12 protein-coding genes and 1 pseudogene are annotated in these 14,139 nt (G+C 39.4%); 10 read left to right on the top strand and 3 right to left on the bottom strand.

The window, feature by feature from the left end:
* Nucleotides 1–40: 40 nt before the first annotated feature.
* Both FD725_RS16490 and FD725_RS16495 read left to right on the top strand, forming a co-directional pair.
* A complete protein-coding gene (locus FD725_RS16490) occupies nucleotides 41–733 on the top strand; it encodes a hypothetical protein (protein WP_179051562.1) in 693 nt (230 codons plus the stop codon).
* A 148-nt stretch (nucleotides 734–881) separates the two neighbouring features.
* Nucleotides 882–1,316 carry a hypothetical protein gene (locus FD725_RS16495; protein ID WP_179049136.1) on the top strand — a complete coding sequence of 145 codons (435 nt, stop codon included), beginning with the start codon at nucleotides 882–884 and terminating at the stop codon, nucleotides 1,314–1,316.
* Nucleotides 1,317–1,326: 10 nt separating this feature from the next.
* On the opposite strand, the gene FD725_RS16500 is transcribed toward FD725_RS16495, so the two are convergent.
* Nucleotides 1,327–1,770, bottom strand: a complete 444-nt coding sequence (locus tag FD725_RS16500; protein WP_179049137.1) for a hypothetical protein — start codon at nucleotides 1,768–1,770, stop codon at nucleotides 1,327–1,329.
* 190 nt (nucleotides 1,771–1,960) lie between these two features.
* On the bottom strand, nucleotides 1,961–2,404 hold the full coding sequence (locus tag FD725_RS16505; protein ID WP_179049138.1) for a cyclic nucleotide-binding domain-containing protein: 444 nt from the start codon (nucleotides 2,402–2,404) through the stop codon (nucleotides 1,961–1,963).
* 243 nt (nucleotides 2,405–2,647) lie between these two features.
* Between FD725_RS16505 and FD725_RS16510 the strand changes: the two genes are divergently transcribed.
* The 7 genes and pseudogenes from FD725_RS16510 to FD725_RS16540 form a co-directional block, all read left to right on the top strand.
* Nucleotides 2,648–5,599: a UPF0182 family protein gene (locus FD725_RS16510; protein WP_179051563.1), complete on the top strand. Its 2,952-nt coding sequence runs from the start codon at nucleotides 2,648–2,650 to the stop codon at nucleotides 5,597–5,599.
* A gap of 217 nt (nucleotides 5,600–5,816) precedes the next feature.
* The gene (locus FD725_RS16515) at nucleotides 5,817–7,079 is read left to right on the top strand and encodes a bifunctional sterol desaturase/short chain dehydrogenase (RefSeq protein WP_179049139.1); all 1,263 of its coding nucleotides are present in this window, start codon (nucleotides 5,817–5,819) and stop codon (nucleotides 7,077–7,079) included.
* Nucleotides 7,080–8,452: 1,373 nt separating this feature from the next.
* A complete protein-coding gene (gene cysH / locus FD725_RS16520; protein ID WP_179049140.1) occupies nucleotides 8,453–9,178 on the top strand; it encodes a phosphoadenosine phosphosulfate reductase in 726 nt (241 codons plus the stop codon).
* Nucleotides 9,179–9,320: 142 nt separating this feature from the next.
* Nucleotides 9,321–10,583, top strand: coding sequence for an exonuclease subunit SbcD (gene sbcD, locus FD725_RS16525; protein WP_179049141.1), 1,263 nt, complete (start codon nucleotides 9,321–9,323; stop codon nucleotides 10,581–10,583).
* 137 nt (nucleotides 10,584–10,720) lie between these two features.
* Nucleotides 10,721–11,146: a hypothetical protein gene (locus FD725_RS16530; protein WP_179049142.1), complete on the top strand. Its 426-nt coding sequence runs from the start codon at nucleotides 10,721–10,723 to the stop codon at nucleotides 11,144–11,146.
* A 10-nt stretch (nucleotides 11,147–11,156) separates the two neighbouring features.
* Nucleotides 11,157–11,474, top strand: a complete 318-nt coding sequence (locus FD725_RS16535) for an antibiotic biosynthesis monooxygenase (protein WP_179049143.1) — start codon at nucleotides 11,157–11,159, stop codon at nucleotides 11,472–11,474.
* A 4-nt stretch (nucleotides 11,475–11,478) separates the two neighbouring features.
* Nucleotides 11,479–11,700 (top strand): annotated as a pseudogene (locus FD725_RS16540) (response regulator); the annotation flags it as partial.
* Between the two features lie 444 nt (nucleotides 11,701–12,144).
* Here the strand turns inward: FD725_RS16540 and FD725_RS16550 are convergent.
* Nucleotides 12,145–13,050: a hypothetical protein gene (locus tag FD725_RS16550; protein WP_179049144.1), complete on the bottom strand. Its 906-nt coding sequence runs from the start codon at nucleotides 13,048–13,050 to the stop codon at nucleotides 12,145–12,147.
* 515 nt (nucleotides 13,051–13,565) lie between these two features.
* On the opposite strand from FD725_RS16550, the gene FD725_RS16555 reads away from it, so the two are divergent.
* Nucleotides 13,566–14,057, top strand: coding sequence for a GNAT family N-acetyltransferase (locus FD725_RS16555; RefSeq protein ID WP_179049145.1), 492 nt, complete (start codon nucleotides 13,566–13,568; stop codon nucleotides 14,055–14,057).
* Nucleotides 14,058–14,139 lie beyond the last annotated feature (82 nt).

Raw genomic sequence — 14,139 nt, forward strand, 5'->3', positions numbered from 1 at the left:
AATTGTCTAAAAGCGTAATTCCTTGAAAGTAAGGCATCGTTTGCAAGCAAAAGAAATTAAAGAGCAGATCCAGGTGCTAATTGAGCAGGCATCATTGCTAGACCCGAATTTAGCCAGAAGATTGGATGAAATCAATCGTTGGGTAAAAAATCTCAAGCCGGGTTCCTTGATGGCTAAACCGTTTGTCTTGGCATTTCTTTTGGAAGTAATTACGGACTCTACCATTTGGCTGTTGATTAAATCTTTACCTTCACCAGAAGCACAACAAGCCAAGTTTGAGCAGATGACACCGAACGAAAGATATTGGTATGGTTATCTATTTCCCAAATGGATTAATGCGAGTGACTCCAAGTTCTATATTTGGAAACAAAAATTAATGGCCGGGGAGTTTAATCAAGTCGATGATGATATCATTAGAGCTATAGCGCAAGATATTACCAGTCGAGACGGGAGTTTTTGGCAGCGCTACATAGCAGACTTATCTATGGCCACCGATTTGATTGTCAGTAATCGCCACCAGCAACCACTATGTATTCAAGTTACTAGCGTCTGTCAGGAATTGCATCACCAAAAATACCAAGCCTGGGAAAATACACTGCGATCGTGGGAAATTAAAAGAGGGTTGTTTTTAAGTTACAACCCGCAAAATGCGAATTTCGTCAACCAATTAGTGAACGTTGCACTCTATAACAGTGATTATTTGGCTGGGGGTAAATATTTGAATTTCTCTTGAGATAATGAAAAATTTCATCATTTATTATGACTGGTATTTGATTATTGAAAAAACTCACTACAAGTAGATGAAGTTCTTACCTATTACCTGTTACCTATTACCTATTACCTACCTAGTTAAATAATTTATCGGCTCATCATAGCTTGATATGGCTAACCAAAAAGAAACTACTAATAGCTACAAAAATCAGGTGGACAAATTCACAGAAGTCTTAACCACAGCCAGAGAAATGCAGCAAGATTGGCTGCAATATGGGTTAAATTTTATCCATATTTACGTTGACGATGTTGATGGAGATTGGCTAGAAACTTGGGGCAACGATGGGACTTATCACAGTTCAATACTTGATCACATCAAAGAATTTCTAGTCAGTAATGACCTAGATGCGGTGAGACTCCGACAGCATTTAGGAGAACGTTCATTATTTGAGATAGCAGTCAACCTAGAGGAATGTTGGCAAATTCCTGATATTGAGCAAAGGCTATTGGCAATACAACATTTGTTAACTGATGTGTTAACAGGTGAAGTCGAGATATCAGGTTTAGCCGATAGTTTACTGAAAAAACTGGCAGAGATTTTGTAACTTCAGAAAGTTAACGTACAGGCACAGCTTGCAATTGTTGTACATGGTTTTTAAAAATATACCATGTTTGATTTTGCTGATTACAAGGCAATGGTCGATCAAATTGAACTGTATAATAGTCTTTGAGTCTCTCTACCCGATTACCGTTACGGTATTCATCTGTGCTGTTGCGATTATCGTTAAGAGATGAGACAAAGAATTTATCACCCGTTCTCACAGAACACTTCTCATTACTTTGGGTAATTTCCCCGGATTGACGAAACCAGTTGTCTTGTAACTTAAAAGTAGTGCCTCCATTAGCTGTTACTCTTAAGATTTTGATCACGGGTAGACTTGGCGTAGTGCTAGTTTGAGAGTAAACTGCTTGCGGGACTAATGTGCCGGAAGAACTACAGAAGATGCCTAAGCAGATAATCAGCTTTTTTGTCTGTAACTGAGTGTAGCTAATAACCATCGAGAGCAACCTGGCTTTATGTATTATTACATTCTTAATGGCATGATTTTACACTAAAACTTTGTTACTTGTCATTCCTCTCTGTGTCTTTGTGCCTTTGTGGTGAAAAAGTAATTTATTTAAACACAAAGACACAAAGACACAAAGAAAAGTATAAATTTTGTTGGGTGAAGCAAAGTTGCCAGCAAACTTATCGACCTTGGGGAACGGTGACGTTAATATTTTCATTCAATCGCCGAATTAAACGAGATAATTCCCGAATAATATTCACAGCGATTTCGGGAGTTTCTTCAATTGCATCATATAGTTGCTCTTGAGTTAGTTCCAAAAATTCACATGGTTCTAAAGTCGTCACAGAAGCAGAACGAGGTTGGGTATCAAATACTGCCATTTCGCCGAAGTATTTTCCTTGATCTACTTCTGCGAGTAGTTTATCGCCAATATGTACTTTGACTCTACCAGAGACAACAATATATAGCGATCGCCCTTCTTCCCCCTGTCGAAAAATAGTATGATGGGCGGGAAATTGCAGTTCGTGCATCACGGAAGTTAGCCGCACAATAAAATCATCCCGCAATTCTTTAAAAATCGGTACTCGCCGGACAAATAATAAACGGTCAACGCTACTGAGCATAATTAACAGTTACATTAAAGAGGCAGGAGGGAGAAGGGAAGGGTGGGTGAGAGGATAAGTCATTGTCTAGTAAACACTCCTGATGGGTAGATGCAGCCATAGATAAACAGATGTTAAGAGCAAAACTGTCAATTGTTAGCAAGTATACGCTACAGATTGATTGAGAATAGCTAAATCATTGCTGATAATCATGAATAGGACATAGGAATCATCACTAATTCCCCCATGCCCAATCATAAAAGAATGTCCGGTAAATGGTACTTGAGAACTTTATTAATTCCCTTCCTGGGTGTGTGGCTACTCGTGAGTATGAGTTCCCGCTTGGGGGGAGAAATTTTTTGGTTTCAAGAAGTCGGTTATCTGCAAGTCTTCCTGTTGCGCTTGGTGACTCGTGGCAGTTTGTGGATAATGGGTGCGGGGATAAGTGCGGCTTATTTGTTGGGAAACTTAACTTTAGCGCAACGGCTGAATTATCCCCAGTCGGTAAAAATTAATCAATTTACACCAGCCGCAGAACCGCGCACTGAACTGAAAGACTTTCTCAGTCCGCAGTATGGCAAATTTAATGCACCAAAGATATCTCAGGAAGTGCGCTTAAAGCCTTGGAGATTAAGAATCCTCTTACCTGTAGCTGTGGTACTCGGCTTATTGGTAGGCTTAATCTTGGCTCACTATGGTCAAATTGCTCTAGCCTATTGGTATCCTACTTGGAACCAAGGTAGCTTACCACCTACTGCTTTGAGCATAGATAAAATTTGGCAACTAGGAAAACAGATTTCCACTCAAGTTTGGCGTATCGGCTTAATTGTAGGTGTAGCGATCGCTATTCTCATTTACTCACATTTTTGCCTCAGAGCGATCGCCATCATCTTGAGCATCATCTTTGGTTCCATCTTGTTTCAAAACTGGGCCAAGGTGCTGCAATATTTCCACCCCACATCTTTTAACAGTACTGAACCTCTATTTGGACAAGATATCAGTCTTTATGTATTTTCCTTACCATTGTGGGAACTGATAGAACTCTGGTTCATGGGAATATTCTTATATGGCTTCATCGCCGTCACCCTTACCTATCTCCTGTCAGGTGACAGTCTCAGTCAAGGAATTTTCCCTGGTTTTTCACCCCAGCAGCAACGCCATTTATCTGGTATGGCTGGCTTGTTGATGCTGGTGGTGGCGTTGGGTTATTGGCTGAGTCGTTATGAACTGGTTTATTCTCCCCGTGGAGTAAGTTACGGTGCTAGTTACACTGATGTCACTGTACAGTTACCAGTTTATAGCTTGTTGTGTGTGTTGGCAGTAGCGATCGCTTTTTATCTGTTGTGGCAAACAATTTTTTGGCGTTCTCAGCCTAAGTACCAGCGATTTACTATTTATGGATTAGGTGTATATTTATTTGTCGTAGTTGGGGCTGGCTATATTTTACCTGGGGCAGTGCAGTCTTTCATTGTTGAGCCTAACGAATTACAACGGGAACAACCATACATCCAACGGACAATTGCTCTGACTAGACAGGCATTTGATTTAGAAGTCATTGATGCCAGAACATTCAACCCTCAAGGTAACTTAACCGCAGCCGATCTGCAAGTCAACGAATTGACAATTCGTAACATTCGGCTATGGGATCAGCGTCCACTATTAGAAACCAACCGTCAACTACAACAAATTCGTCCTTATTATAAATTTCCCGATGCCGATATTGACCGCTACACCTTAGAACCAGACTCACCAACCCTCACCTTACCTGAACGGCGACAGGTATTAATTGCTGCACGAGAATTAGACTATAGTGCAGTTCCACAACAGGCGCAGACATGGGTAAACCAACATTTAATTTATACCCACGGCTACGGTTTTACGATGAGTCCAGTAAATACCGTTGGTGATGGGGGATTACCAGAGTATTTTGTTAAGGATATCAGTGGTAATAATGATGCCCTATCTACGGCGAATGCGGCGATTCGTGATAGCATTCCCATCGGACAACCCCGCATCTACTACGGTGAAATTACCAATACTTATGTGATGACGGGGACAAAAGCTAGAGAATTAGATTATCCCAGTGGTAGCGATAACGTTTACAACACCTACGATGGACAAGGCGGTGTGAGTATTGGTTCTTGGTGGCGACGCAGTTTATTTGCCATGTACTTAAAAGATTGGCAAATGTTATTTACTAGAGACTTTTTACCACAAACCAAGGTATTATTTAGACGCAATATCAAGCAAAGAATTCAAGCGATCGCACCATTTTTAAAATTTGATAGTGACCCCTATTTAATCGCTGCTGATGCCAATCCTAATGATAAAGGTACAAAGAACTATCTTTACTGGATTGTCGATGCTTATACAACCAGCGATCGCTATCCTTACTCAGACCCCAATAGTAATGGTATCAACTACATTCGCAATTCTGTCAAAATAGTCATTGATGCCTACAATGGCAGTGTGAACTTTTATATCGCTGATGCTGAAGATCCGATTATAAATACTTGGTCGGCAATCTTTCCCAATTTGTTTCAGCCACTAAGTAGTATGCCAAATACTCTCCGCAGTCATATTCGTTATCCGCTAGATTTCTTCACCATTCAGTCGGAACGATTGATGACTTACCACATGACTGATCCACAAGTATTTTACAACCGGGAGGATCAATGGCAGATACCCAATGAAATTTACGGCAGTGAAACTCGTCTAGTTGAACCTTATTATGTGATTACCAGTTTACCCACCGTCCCCTTTGAAGAATTTATCCTGTTGCTACCTTACACTCCCAAACAACGGACAAATTTAATTGCTTGGTTAGCCGCGCGATCGGATGGGGATAACTACGGTAGATTATTACTATATGTCTTTCCTAAAGAACGCCTCATCTACGGAACAGAACAAATCGAAGCTCGAATTAACCAAGATCCCGTAATATCTCAACAAATTTCCCTGTGGAATCGTCAAGGTTCTAGAGCAATTCAAGGAAATTTACTAGTAATTCCCATCGAACAATCTCTGCTATACGTTGAACCCATTTACCTAGAAGCCACTCAAAATAGTCTCCCCACCCTAGTCAGAGTAGTCGTAGCCTACGAAAACCGCATCGTCATGGCACAAACTCTAGAACAAGCTTTACAAGGCATCTTCCAACCAGCACTCACACCCGCACCAACAATTATTCGTCCTGTGGAAGAAGGGAGGGAATAGGGAAGAGTCAATAGTCAATAGTCATTAGTCATTAGTCATTAGTTATTAGTCATTGGTCATTAGTCATTGGTCATTAGTCACTACTCTCCGACTTCCGACTTCCGACTTCCGACTTCCACTCAGCACTCAGCTAATTGCAGATTGATTTGTAACTCTTTCTTAATCTATTCTGTTCAGAATATAAATAAAGATTAAGACAAGTGAAGTGCAGAAACACATGATACACACATTGGCTGAAAGCTTAACTCAGATGGAGGCTAGATTACAGATTGATTGGGTACTAGTAAATGCTTGTTGGCAATTTGCTCTTTGGGGGTGCGGTTCTCTACTGCTGGCGGAAATCTTGAGAGACTCATACCATGCCTTATGTCATCAAGTAAATTGGCTGGCTAAATGGCACAATAAGCATCATATGGCATATCGTCGGGATTTATCGGTAGTATCTCTCAAAGCTTATCAAGAATCCCAACTCTACCACGACATCCTAGAGTCAAGCTTACTGATATTAGTGTTGACAGTAATTGCTTTAGTTATCCCTCAAACCGGGTTATGGTTGGGAGTTGCTTACGCTTGTTCTTTCTTGGGTGGTGCATCCTTGCGATATTTTCAAGGAACCATTGACACAGATTACAATCATTTACCAGGCCCTTTGCAAACAATTCCTACTGTGTGGTGGGTAAATCGCTCTTACCACTGGCGACACCATTTTGATGATGTTAACGCTTATTATAGTGGTGTATTTTCCTTAGTAGATAAGGTGTTGGGAACCGGACTTTCTTTAAAAGGTAAAACCATCGCTTTAACTGGTGCATCAGGTGCTTTAGGACAAGCTTTGACAGCCGAATTACTCAAGCATAATGCTAAAGTTATCGCCTTAACCACTAATCCAGATAAATTAGCAACTGATGCTGGTGTAAAAATAATTTCTTGGCAATTAGGGAATGAAGACGAACTGAAAAATAGTTTAGAAAAAGTTGATATTTTAATCATCAATCATGGGGTTAATGTCTACACCAACCGCACACCAGCAGCAATTAACTCTTCCTATGAAGTGAATACTTTCTCTGCATTACGGTTGATGGATATATTTATCTCCACAGTTACAGGTCCACAAGCCAAAGCCACCAAAGAAATCTGGGTAAATACCTCTGAAGCTGAGGTATCTCCAGCGTTGAGTCCACTTTATGAACTGAGTAAACGCACATTAGGAAACCTAGTAACTCTCAAGCGCTTAGATAATGATTGTGTCATTCGCAAATTAATTCTCGGCCCTTTTAAAAGTCAACTTAATCCTTATGGAGTGATGTCTCCACAGCAAGTATCTCGCGCGATTTTATTTTTAGCCCGCCGCGATTTTCGCAATATTATCGTGACGATTAATCCTCTGACTTATGTGCTGTTTCCTTGGAAAGAAATTAGTACTTGGTTCTATTACCGCAGTTTTAGCAAAACAGTTAACAAACCAGATATCGCATCTTAAGTTTTGAGCAGAAAAATGTAGCAAAACTAAGTTAAGAAGAAATGTAAGTTAGATGGAGACTTTGCGTAACCCAACATAATCTGAGGAACTCAATGTATATCTTAGTGTTGGGTGACGCTATCTTCAAACAGTGAAAAACCTGGTACGAGTTGACCAGGTTTTTCAGTAATTTACAAGTTTCAAGTTGTTAGATTGGATAGACAATTAAGAAAGTTCACAACTAGGGTGGACATAACAACTAGTAAACTCAGCAATCTTTGTTTTTCCGCTTTGGGATTTGGCTTGGCTTCTTTTAAAAGCTTTTTACCACATCGCATAAATTATGCTGAAATTTACTTGGGTTGATGACAGGAGACACCGAGTCATATACCCATTTAGGTTAGTTATTTCTTGTTTGGTGTCTTGATATTTAAGTTAGCACCAAGCTAGTAATAATCAATAGCTATTTTACCAAAGTTAATATTTTGTAGGTTTCTGCAATAATTGCTTAAAACTTTGATCCCCAACTATCTTTTGCAGATATTTCATAGGATATTCAAGTTATCAGCAAATAAGTGCTGATACCAATTCAAAATTCAAACTTCAAAATTAAGAAAGCCTGACTTTACAGGGGTTTCTGTGTTTGGAACTGTATCAGATTTTTAGTGAATTGGTATGAGTGGGGGAGTGAGGGGTGTAAACAGTGAACAGTGAGCGTTTATTAACTGGTAACTGATAACTGGTAACTGATTTGGGGAGTGGGGGAGTACTGAGTGCTGACCAATGACCAATGACCAATGACCATTGACCAATGACCATTGACTATTGACTAATCTAGATACAAAACGTAAAAACTCCCATCATAATTGAAGGGAGTTATGTAAAGTTTGTTTGCAAAAGACGTTTTGTTTAAACTTAGAATACGCTCATAATCGTAATGATACTAGCGCTAGTTAGCATGATTAAAGCACCCAGAAATACATACTCTCGCACTGGGGTGGGTGATTTAGTATTTCTCATTTTTGTAAAATCCTGTAATTTATTTGTTTATTCACGATATCAGCCACCGTATAAATATCTATAAAAAACAGCTAAAACTTAAAATCCCTTAAACTTTCTTAGTAAAGACTGGGGTAATTACTTAAAGTGCATTCATCAAATTATTCTCGTTAGAATGTAGAAAATGATAAATAAATAATATTATAAAGATTTTATTAATAAGATTTGAATATGTATATCAAGCGATCGCCATTGATTTTATGATGCGATGCTTTCAAGTGGTGATTTCCGCACAATATAATTACCTAAATTACCTAATAGCCGAGCGATGTACGTGCCTTTGTAGGGTAAAATTGAGATTAATCAAGGTAATAAAAATTTAACTGGAAATTATCATGACAGCTTCCACAGCATCTAAAAACCAAGTGACCAGCTTTGACTTAGACCAATTAAATCAACAGTTTGAAACTGCCACACCTAAAGAAATTCTGGCATGGTCTATAGAGCATATACCAACAGGACTGGTGCAAACCAGCGCCTTTAATGTGGATGACTTGGTAATTACCCACATCTTATATAGTGAACTTCAGCAACCAGTACCTGTAATATTTCTCGATACCTTATTTCACTTCCCCCAAACCTTAGAACTAGTAGCCAAAACCAAAGAAATTTATAACCTGGATCTGCAAACTTATAAAACTCCCGATATAGATACCCGCGAAGCTTTTACAGCTAAATATGGTGAAGCACTTTGGGATCAAGATATTGCCCAATTTCATCACGTCACCAAAATTGAACCCCTACAACGTGGTTTAGATGAATTAAACACTATTGCTTGGATTACTGGTCGTCGCCGTGACCAAGCAGTGACCCGTGCTAATATGCCCGTATTTGAATTAGATCACAAAGGTCGGCTAAAGATCAATCCTCTAGCTACCTGGACACGTCAAGATAGCTGGGATTACGTAGCAGAACACGGAGTAATTTACAACCCCTTACATGACCAAGGCTATCCCAGCATTGGCGACGAACCCATCACTACAAAAGTAGGCGAAGGTGAAGACGAACGTGCTGGACGTTGGCGTGGCAGCAATAAAACCGAATGTGGGATTCATATTTAATTTTTTAATTTAGTCAATAGTCCACAGTCAATAGTCAATGGTTCCAAGCCTAGGTGTTAACTATTAACTAGTTAACATTTAATATTCCAAAGCCGAAAATAACATTTACTATTGACTATTGACCATTGACAATTGACTAATCATGCTCAAAATCCTCCATCTCTCCGATATCCACATGGGAAGCGGATTTTCCCACGGACGGATTAATTCAGCTACGGGATTAAATACACGATTAGAGGATTTTGTCAATACTTTATCTCGATGTATTGACCGAGCGCTAGCAGATCCGGTAGATTTAGTCATATTTGGGGGCGATGCGTTTCCTGATGCCACACCGCCGCCTTATGTGCAAGAAGCTTTTGCTAGCCAGTTTCGTCGTCTTGTGGATGCGGAGATTCCCACAGTGTTGTTGGTGGGAAACCATGATCAACATTCCCAAGGACAGGGAGGTGCAAGTTTAAATATTTACCGCACCTTGGGAGTACCGGGATTTGTTGTCGGTGATAAATTAATGACTCACCACATCCAAACCCGTAGCGGTAAAGTGCAAATCATCACCTTACCTTGGTTAACTCGTTCCACACTCATGACTCGCCAAGACACAGAGGGTTTATCTCTGGCGGAAGTCAACCAGTTATTAACAGAACGTCTGCAAGTAGTCATTGAAGGAGAGATTCGTCGGCTTGATGCTGATGTTCCGACAGTGCTTTTGGCTCATTTAATGGCTGATAATGCCACTTTAGGCGCTGAACGCTTTTTGGCTGTGGGGAAAGGTTTTACTTTGCCTTTATCTTTGTTGACTCGTCCTTGTTTTGATTATGTCGCCTTGGGACACGTCCACCGCCATCAGAATTTGAATAAATCGAATAACCCACCAGTGATTTATCCCGGAAGTATTGAACGGGTAGATTTTAGCGAAGAAAAAGAGGATAAGGGTTATGTGATGATTGAACTGGAACGAGGAAGCGCCAAATGGGAATTTTGCCCTTTACCAGTCCGGACTTTCCGCACCATCGAAGTGGATGTATCCAAAGCCGATGATCCACAAGCTGCTATTGTAAAAGCGATCGCTAAACATGATATTCAAGATGCCGTAGTGCGACTAATTTACAAACTCCGTTCTGAACAAATGGATGTTGTTGACAGTACCTCTCTCCACAATGCCTTAAGTGCTGCTCATACCTACACCATTCAAGCAGAGTTATTAAGTCAATTAGCCAGACCCCGCATTCCCGAATTAAGTGCTAGCAACAGTATAGACCCAATGGAAGCCTTAAAAACCTACCTCCAAAATCGTGAAGACCTCAAAGATTTAGCCACATCCATGCTAGAAGCCGCAGAAAAGCTACTAGTTGATGATGTGGAAGTAATGAGTGCTGAGTGGGGAGTCATGAGTGCTGAGTGATGAGTGATGAGTAGTGACCAATGACCAATGACTATTGACTATTGACTATTGACTATTGACCAACTCTGGAATATTTGCTGAGGCTGAGTAGTACTGTATTGAACTACTATTTTGTATAAGTAGTTATGCTGTATAATATGTTCAAAATATTGCCAGTTGCATTGGTTGCAGCTACTATCTTGGTAGCAACCGTAGATCAGTCAAAAACAACATTAGCTGGAACTTGTGCTTCTAATTGTGGGGAAAAAGCACTGCAATTTACGCCGGGACAACGTGTGCGGGTAGAAGTGGTAAATAATACGCCTAATTTAGTAGAACTAGAAAAATTGCAAGGTACTACTCCTATCTTGCTGCGGCCAAAACAGAAATTACAACTAGAACAGAGAGACACTACAGAACCCAATATTTCTCTGGTGTTTTGGGAGAAAGAAGGAAGATCATTACAAGCTATTGTGTCTAAACCAAATATTGGGACTTTGCGGGTAGAATTACGTCCTACTTGGCGAGTTCCTGGCGATCGCTCTGTCTATATACTAGATGATGGTCGTGTAAACATCCTCTAAAACCATCATCATGATTTTGGAAGCAGTAATGCTCAGTGTCAAACGTGGTACTGAGCAAGACTTTGAAAGTACATTCCAGCAAGCCGCAAATATTATTTCGGCAATGAATGGTTATATCTCCCATGAACTACATCGCTGCATCGAAGTTGAGGGAAGATATTTATTATTGGTGAAATGGTCAACTTTAGAAGCTCACACAGTCGGGTTTAGAGGTTCGGCTGAATATCAAGAATGGAAAAAACTCCTCCACCATTTTTATGACCCATTTCCCACCGTTGAACATTTTCAACTCATCTCAGGCGGGAATTTAGCTGATAAATTGCCATAGATAAGTACATTTATTGTTTGATTTGCTTAGTGAACAGGGTTATCGAGTAGCGATCGCCAAAAATGGGGAAACTGCCCTACAAAGAATGCAAACATCCCAACCCAACTTAATTTTGTTGGATGTGATGATGCCGAGGATTGATGGTTTTGAAACTTGTCAAAAACTCAAAGCCAATCCCACGACTAAAGAGATTCCGGTGATTTTCATGACGGCGCTGTCTGATACCAATTCACTAAAAATCTGATACAGATCCAAACACGGAAACCCTTGTAGAACAAGGCTTTCTTAATTTTGAATTTTGTTAGCGCAGCGTAAAGCCTTCTCTTTCAGAGACGCTAACGCGAACGGCATAGCTTCTCTACGAGACGCTACGCGAACGCTTAGAGCGAGTCCGCGATAGCGCAGCGTTAGCGACGCAGGAGCGTCGCGTCATTTTGAATTTTGAATTGGTATGACACCGTGGATAAAATCAAAGGCTTGAGTTTGGGTGCTGTGGACTACATCACCAAACCAATTCAGCAGAAGAAGTGATAGCCCGCATCCAAGTACATCTGCAATTACGGAATGCTACTCGCATTATGGAACAACGCACAGATGAACTCAATCAAGCACTAGAAAGCCTCAAACCATTTTATTTCTGACTTCTGAATTCTTCTTCAATTGCACTAATCTACTTCAGTAATTTAATTTTTTCCTTGTTTGAACCATACAGTTCAATGAATCTTTTAAATAATAACATATTAGCCTGTTGAGAAAACTTACTTAACTTGTATACACGCTCTATATTAGTTTCAGCCAAACTGCGTAAATAAGGCAAATCTTCAAATAAAGTCAAACAAGAAGCAAAATGTAATAATATTTGTAAAAAAGGTTTAGGCCAATCTAAATCACTATAAATCTCTATAAATAGCTGGTGTTCCATTTCCTGCAAAGGAAAAGCATAAAATATCACTATGATTCTTTTGTTATCGTAAACTGGAATACTCAATTCAATTGTATATGGACTATGTAAAATGAGATCAACCTCAACTATTGGTTGTCTCCAAATCCTTAAAGCATTAACAGGTGAGTCTAAAAGTGTAGTAAATTTAATAATACCACCAAAACTAGTTGTTTGAAAATCATTTATACCGAGAATTTTCAGGTTATTTAAACTAAACTTGTGAACAGTTTCTAAATGTTTTAGGTTCAAAAGATGGTAAATTTGACAAAAATAAGGAAATGGCAAAATATATTCCTGGCTAATCATATGCCGTTTTTTCAACCCAAATTTATCGGTTTGATTGAGGTATGAGCAACCTGTATTTTCATCCAGGCTATTTTCTGGTTTAAGATATAGCCAACTGACAAAAAAGAAAGCTGTTGTCAGAAGTTGAAATATTTCTGTTATGGATAACGTACCATCAGCAAAAGCCGCTATACTTCTATCGGTGATGCCAAACAGCCATGACGGAATCCCCAGAAACCAGACTCCTATTTTAAACTTATTGATAAATTGATAAAATTCTGTTTCTATAGAATTGTGATGCTGTTTTGTTACTAAATGCTGATCATGATCAGAAAAATTAACAGGCATAGAAAATAAGTTAAATATTCTTCACTTTATTAATGTTAATAATAAATAATGTAATAAAACTCTACCTTTGGCTGTAAGATAGAGTGCAGATTGTAATTAATTAAATTCAACAAAATCCTAAAAAATAAATCTGGCGACAGAGGAAAAAATTAAAATATCTATTAGTAATTTCATCAAGTAAAGTATTTCAGCCTCTCACGATTTTAAGAGAATTTATGGTTTTAGATAATCGACTCATAGCTGATGGTGCAATATCGTTTGCTTAAAAATAGTTATGTTGCGATAGCGGGACAATGAGGTACGTAGTTAGTGTAGTCACCTACCAAGCTGATTAAAGAAGTCGGGTATCTGGCAACTCCAGGATCAATTCCATAGACTATTGCTCAAAAATCATGTAACTTTGACAATTTCTTAGAAAAAGATTGTAATAACTCTGCAAAAAGTTATGAAATTTTTACTATTAAAGCTGTATCATTTTTAAATATTTTCTCAATATTATTTTTCAGACGGCAGCGATGACCATCCGCCATGCAATTAAAACTGACTTACCTGCAATTGTAGCCATTTATAATGCTGCTATTCCTGGGCGTATGGCAACAGCTGATTTAGAACCAGTCACAGTAGAAAGTCGCCTGGCTTGGTTTCAAGGGCGATCGCCTCATCAACGTCCTCTTTGGGTAATCGAACAAGCAGGAGTAATTGCTGGGTGGTTGAGTTTCCAATCATTCTACGGAAGACCAGCCTACAAATCAACAGCCGAACTCAGTATCTATATTGCACCAGCTTTCCATCGGTGCGGGTTAGGCAAGCAACTGTTAGCCCAAGCCATTCACGAAAGTCCTAATTTGGGTTTAACAACTCTCATTGGTTATATTTTTGCTCACAATCATCCCAGTTTAAAGCTGTTTACCACTTTTGAGTTTCAAAAATGGGGATATTTACCCCAAGTCGCTGATTTAGACGGGATCAAAAGAGATTTAGTCATCATGGGACGACAAATACCATAAAACTAGCCCTTTCCAGGTGGATAAAAATTTTAGTTCAAAAATTCCTCTTTGTGTCTCTGTGGCTTCGTGGTAAAAGGGTAAT

The sequence above is a fragment of the Nostoc sp. TCL26-01 genome, from assembly GCF_013393945.1.
Taxonomy (GTDB): Bacteria; Cyanobacteriota; Cyanobacteriia; order Cyanobacteriales; family Nostocaceae; genus Trichormus.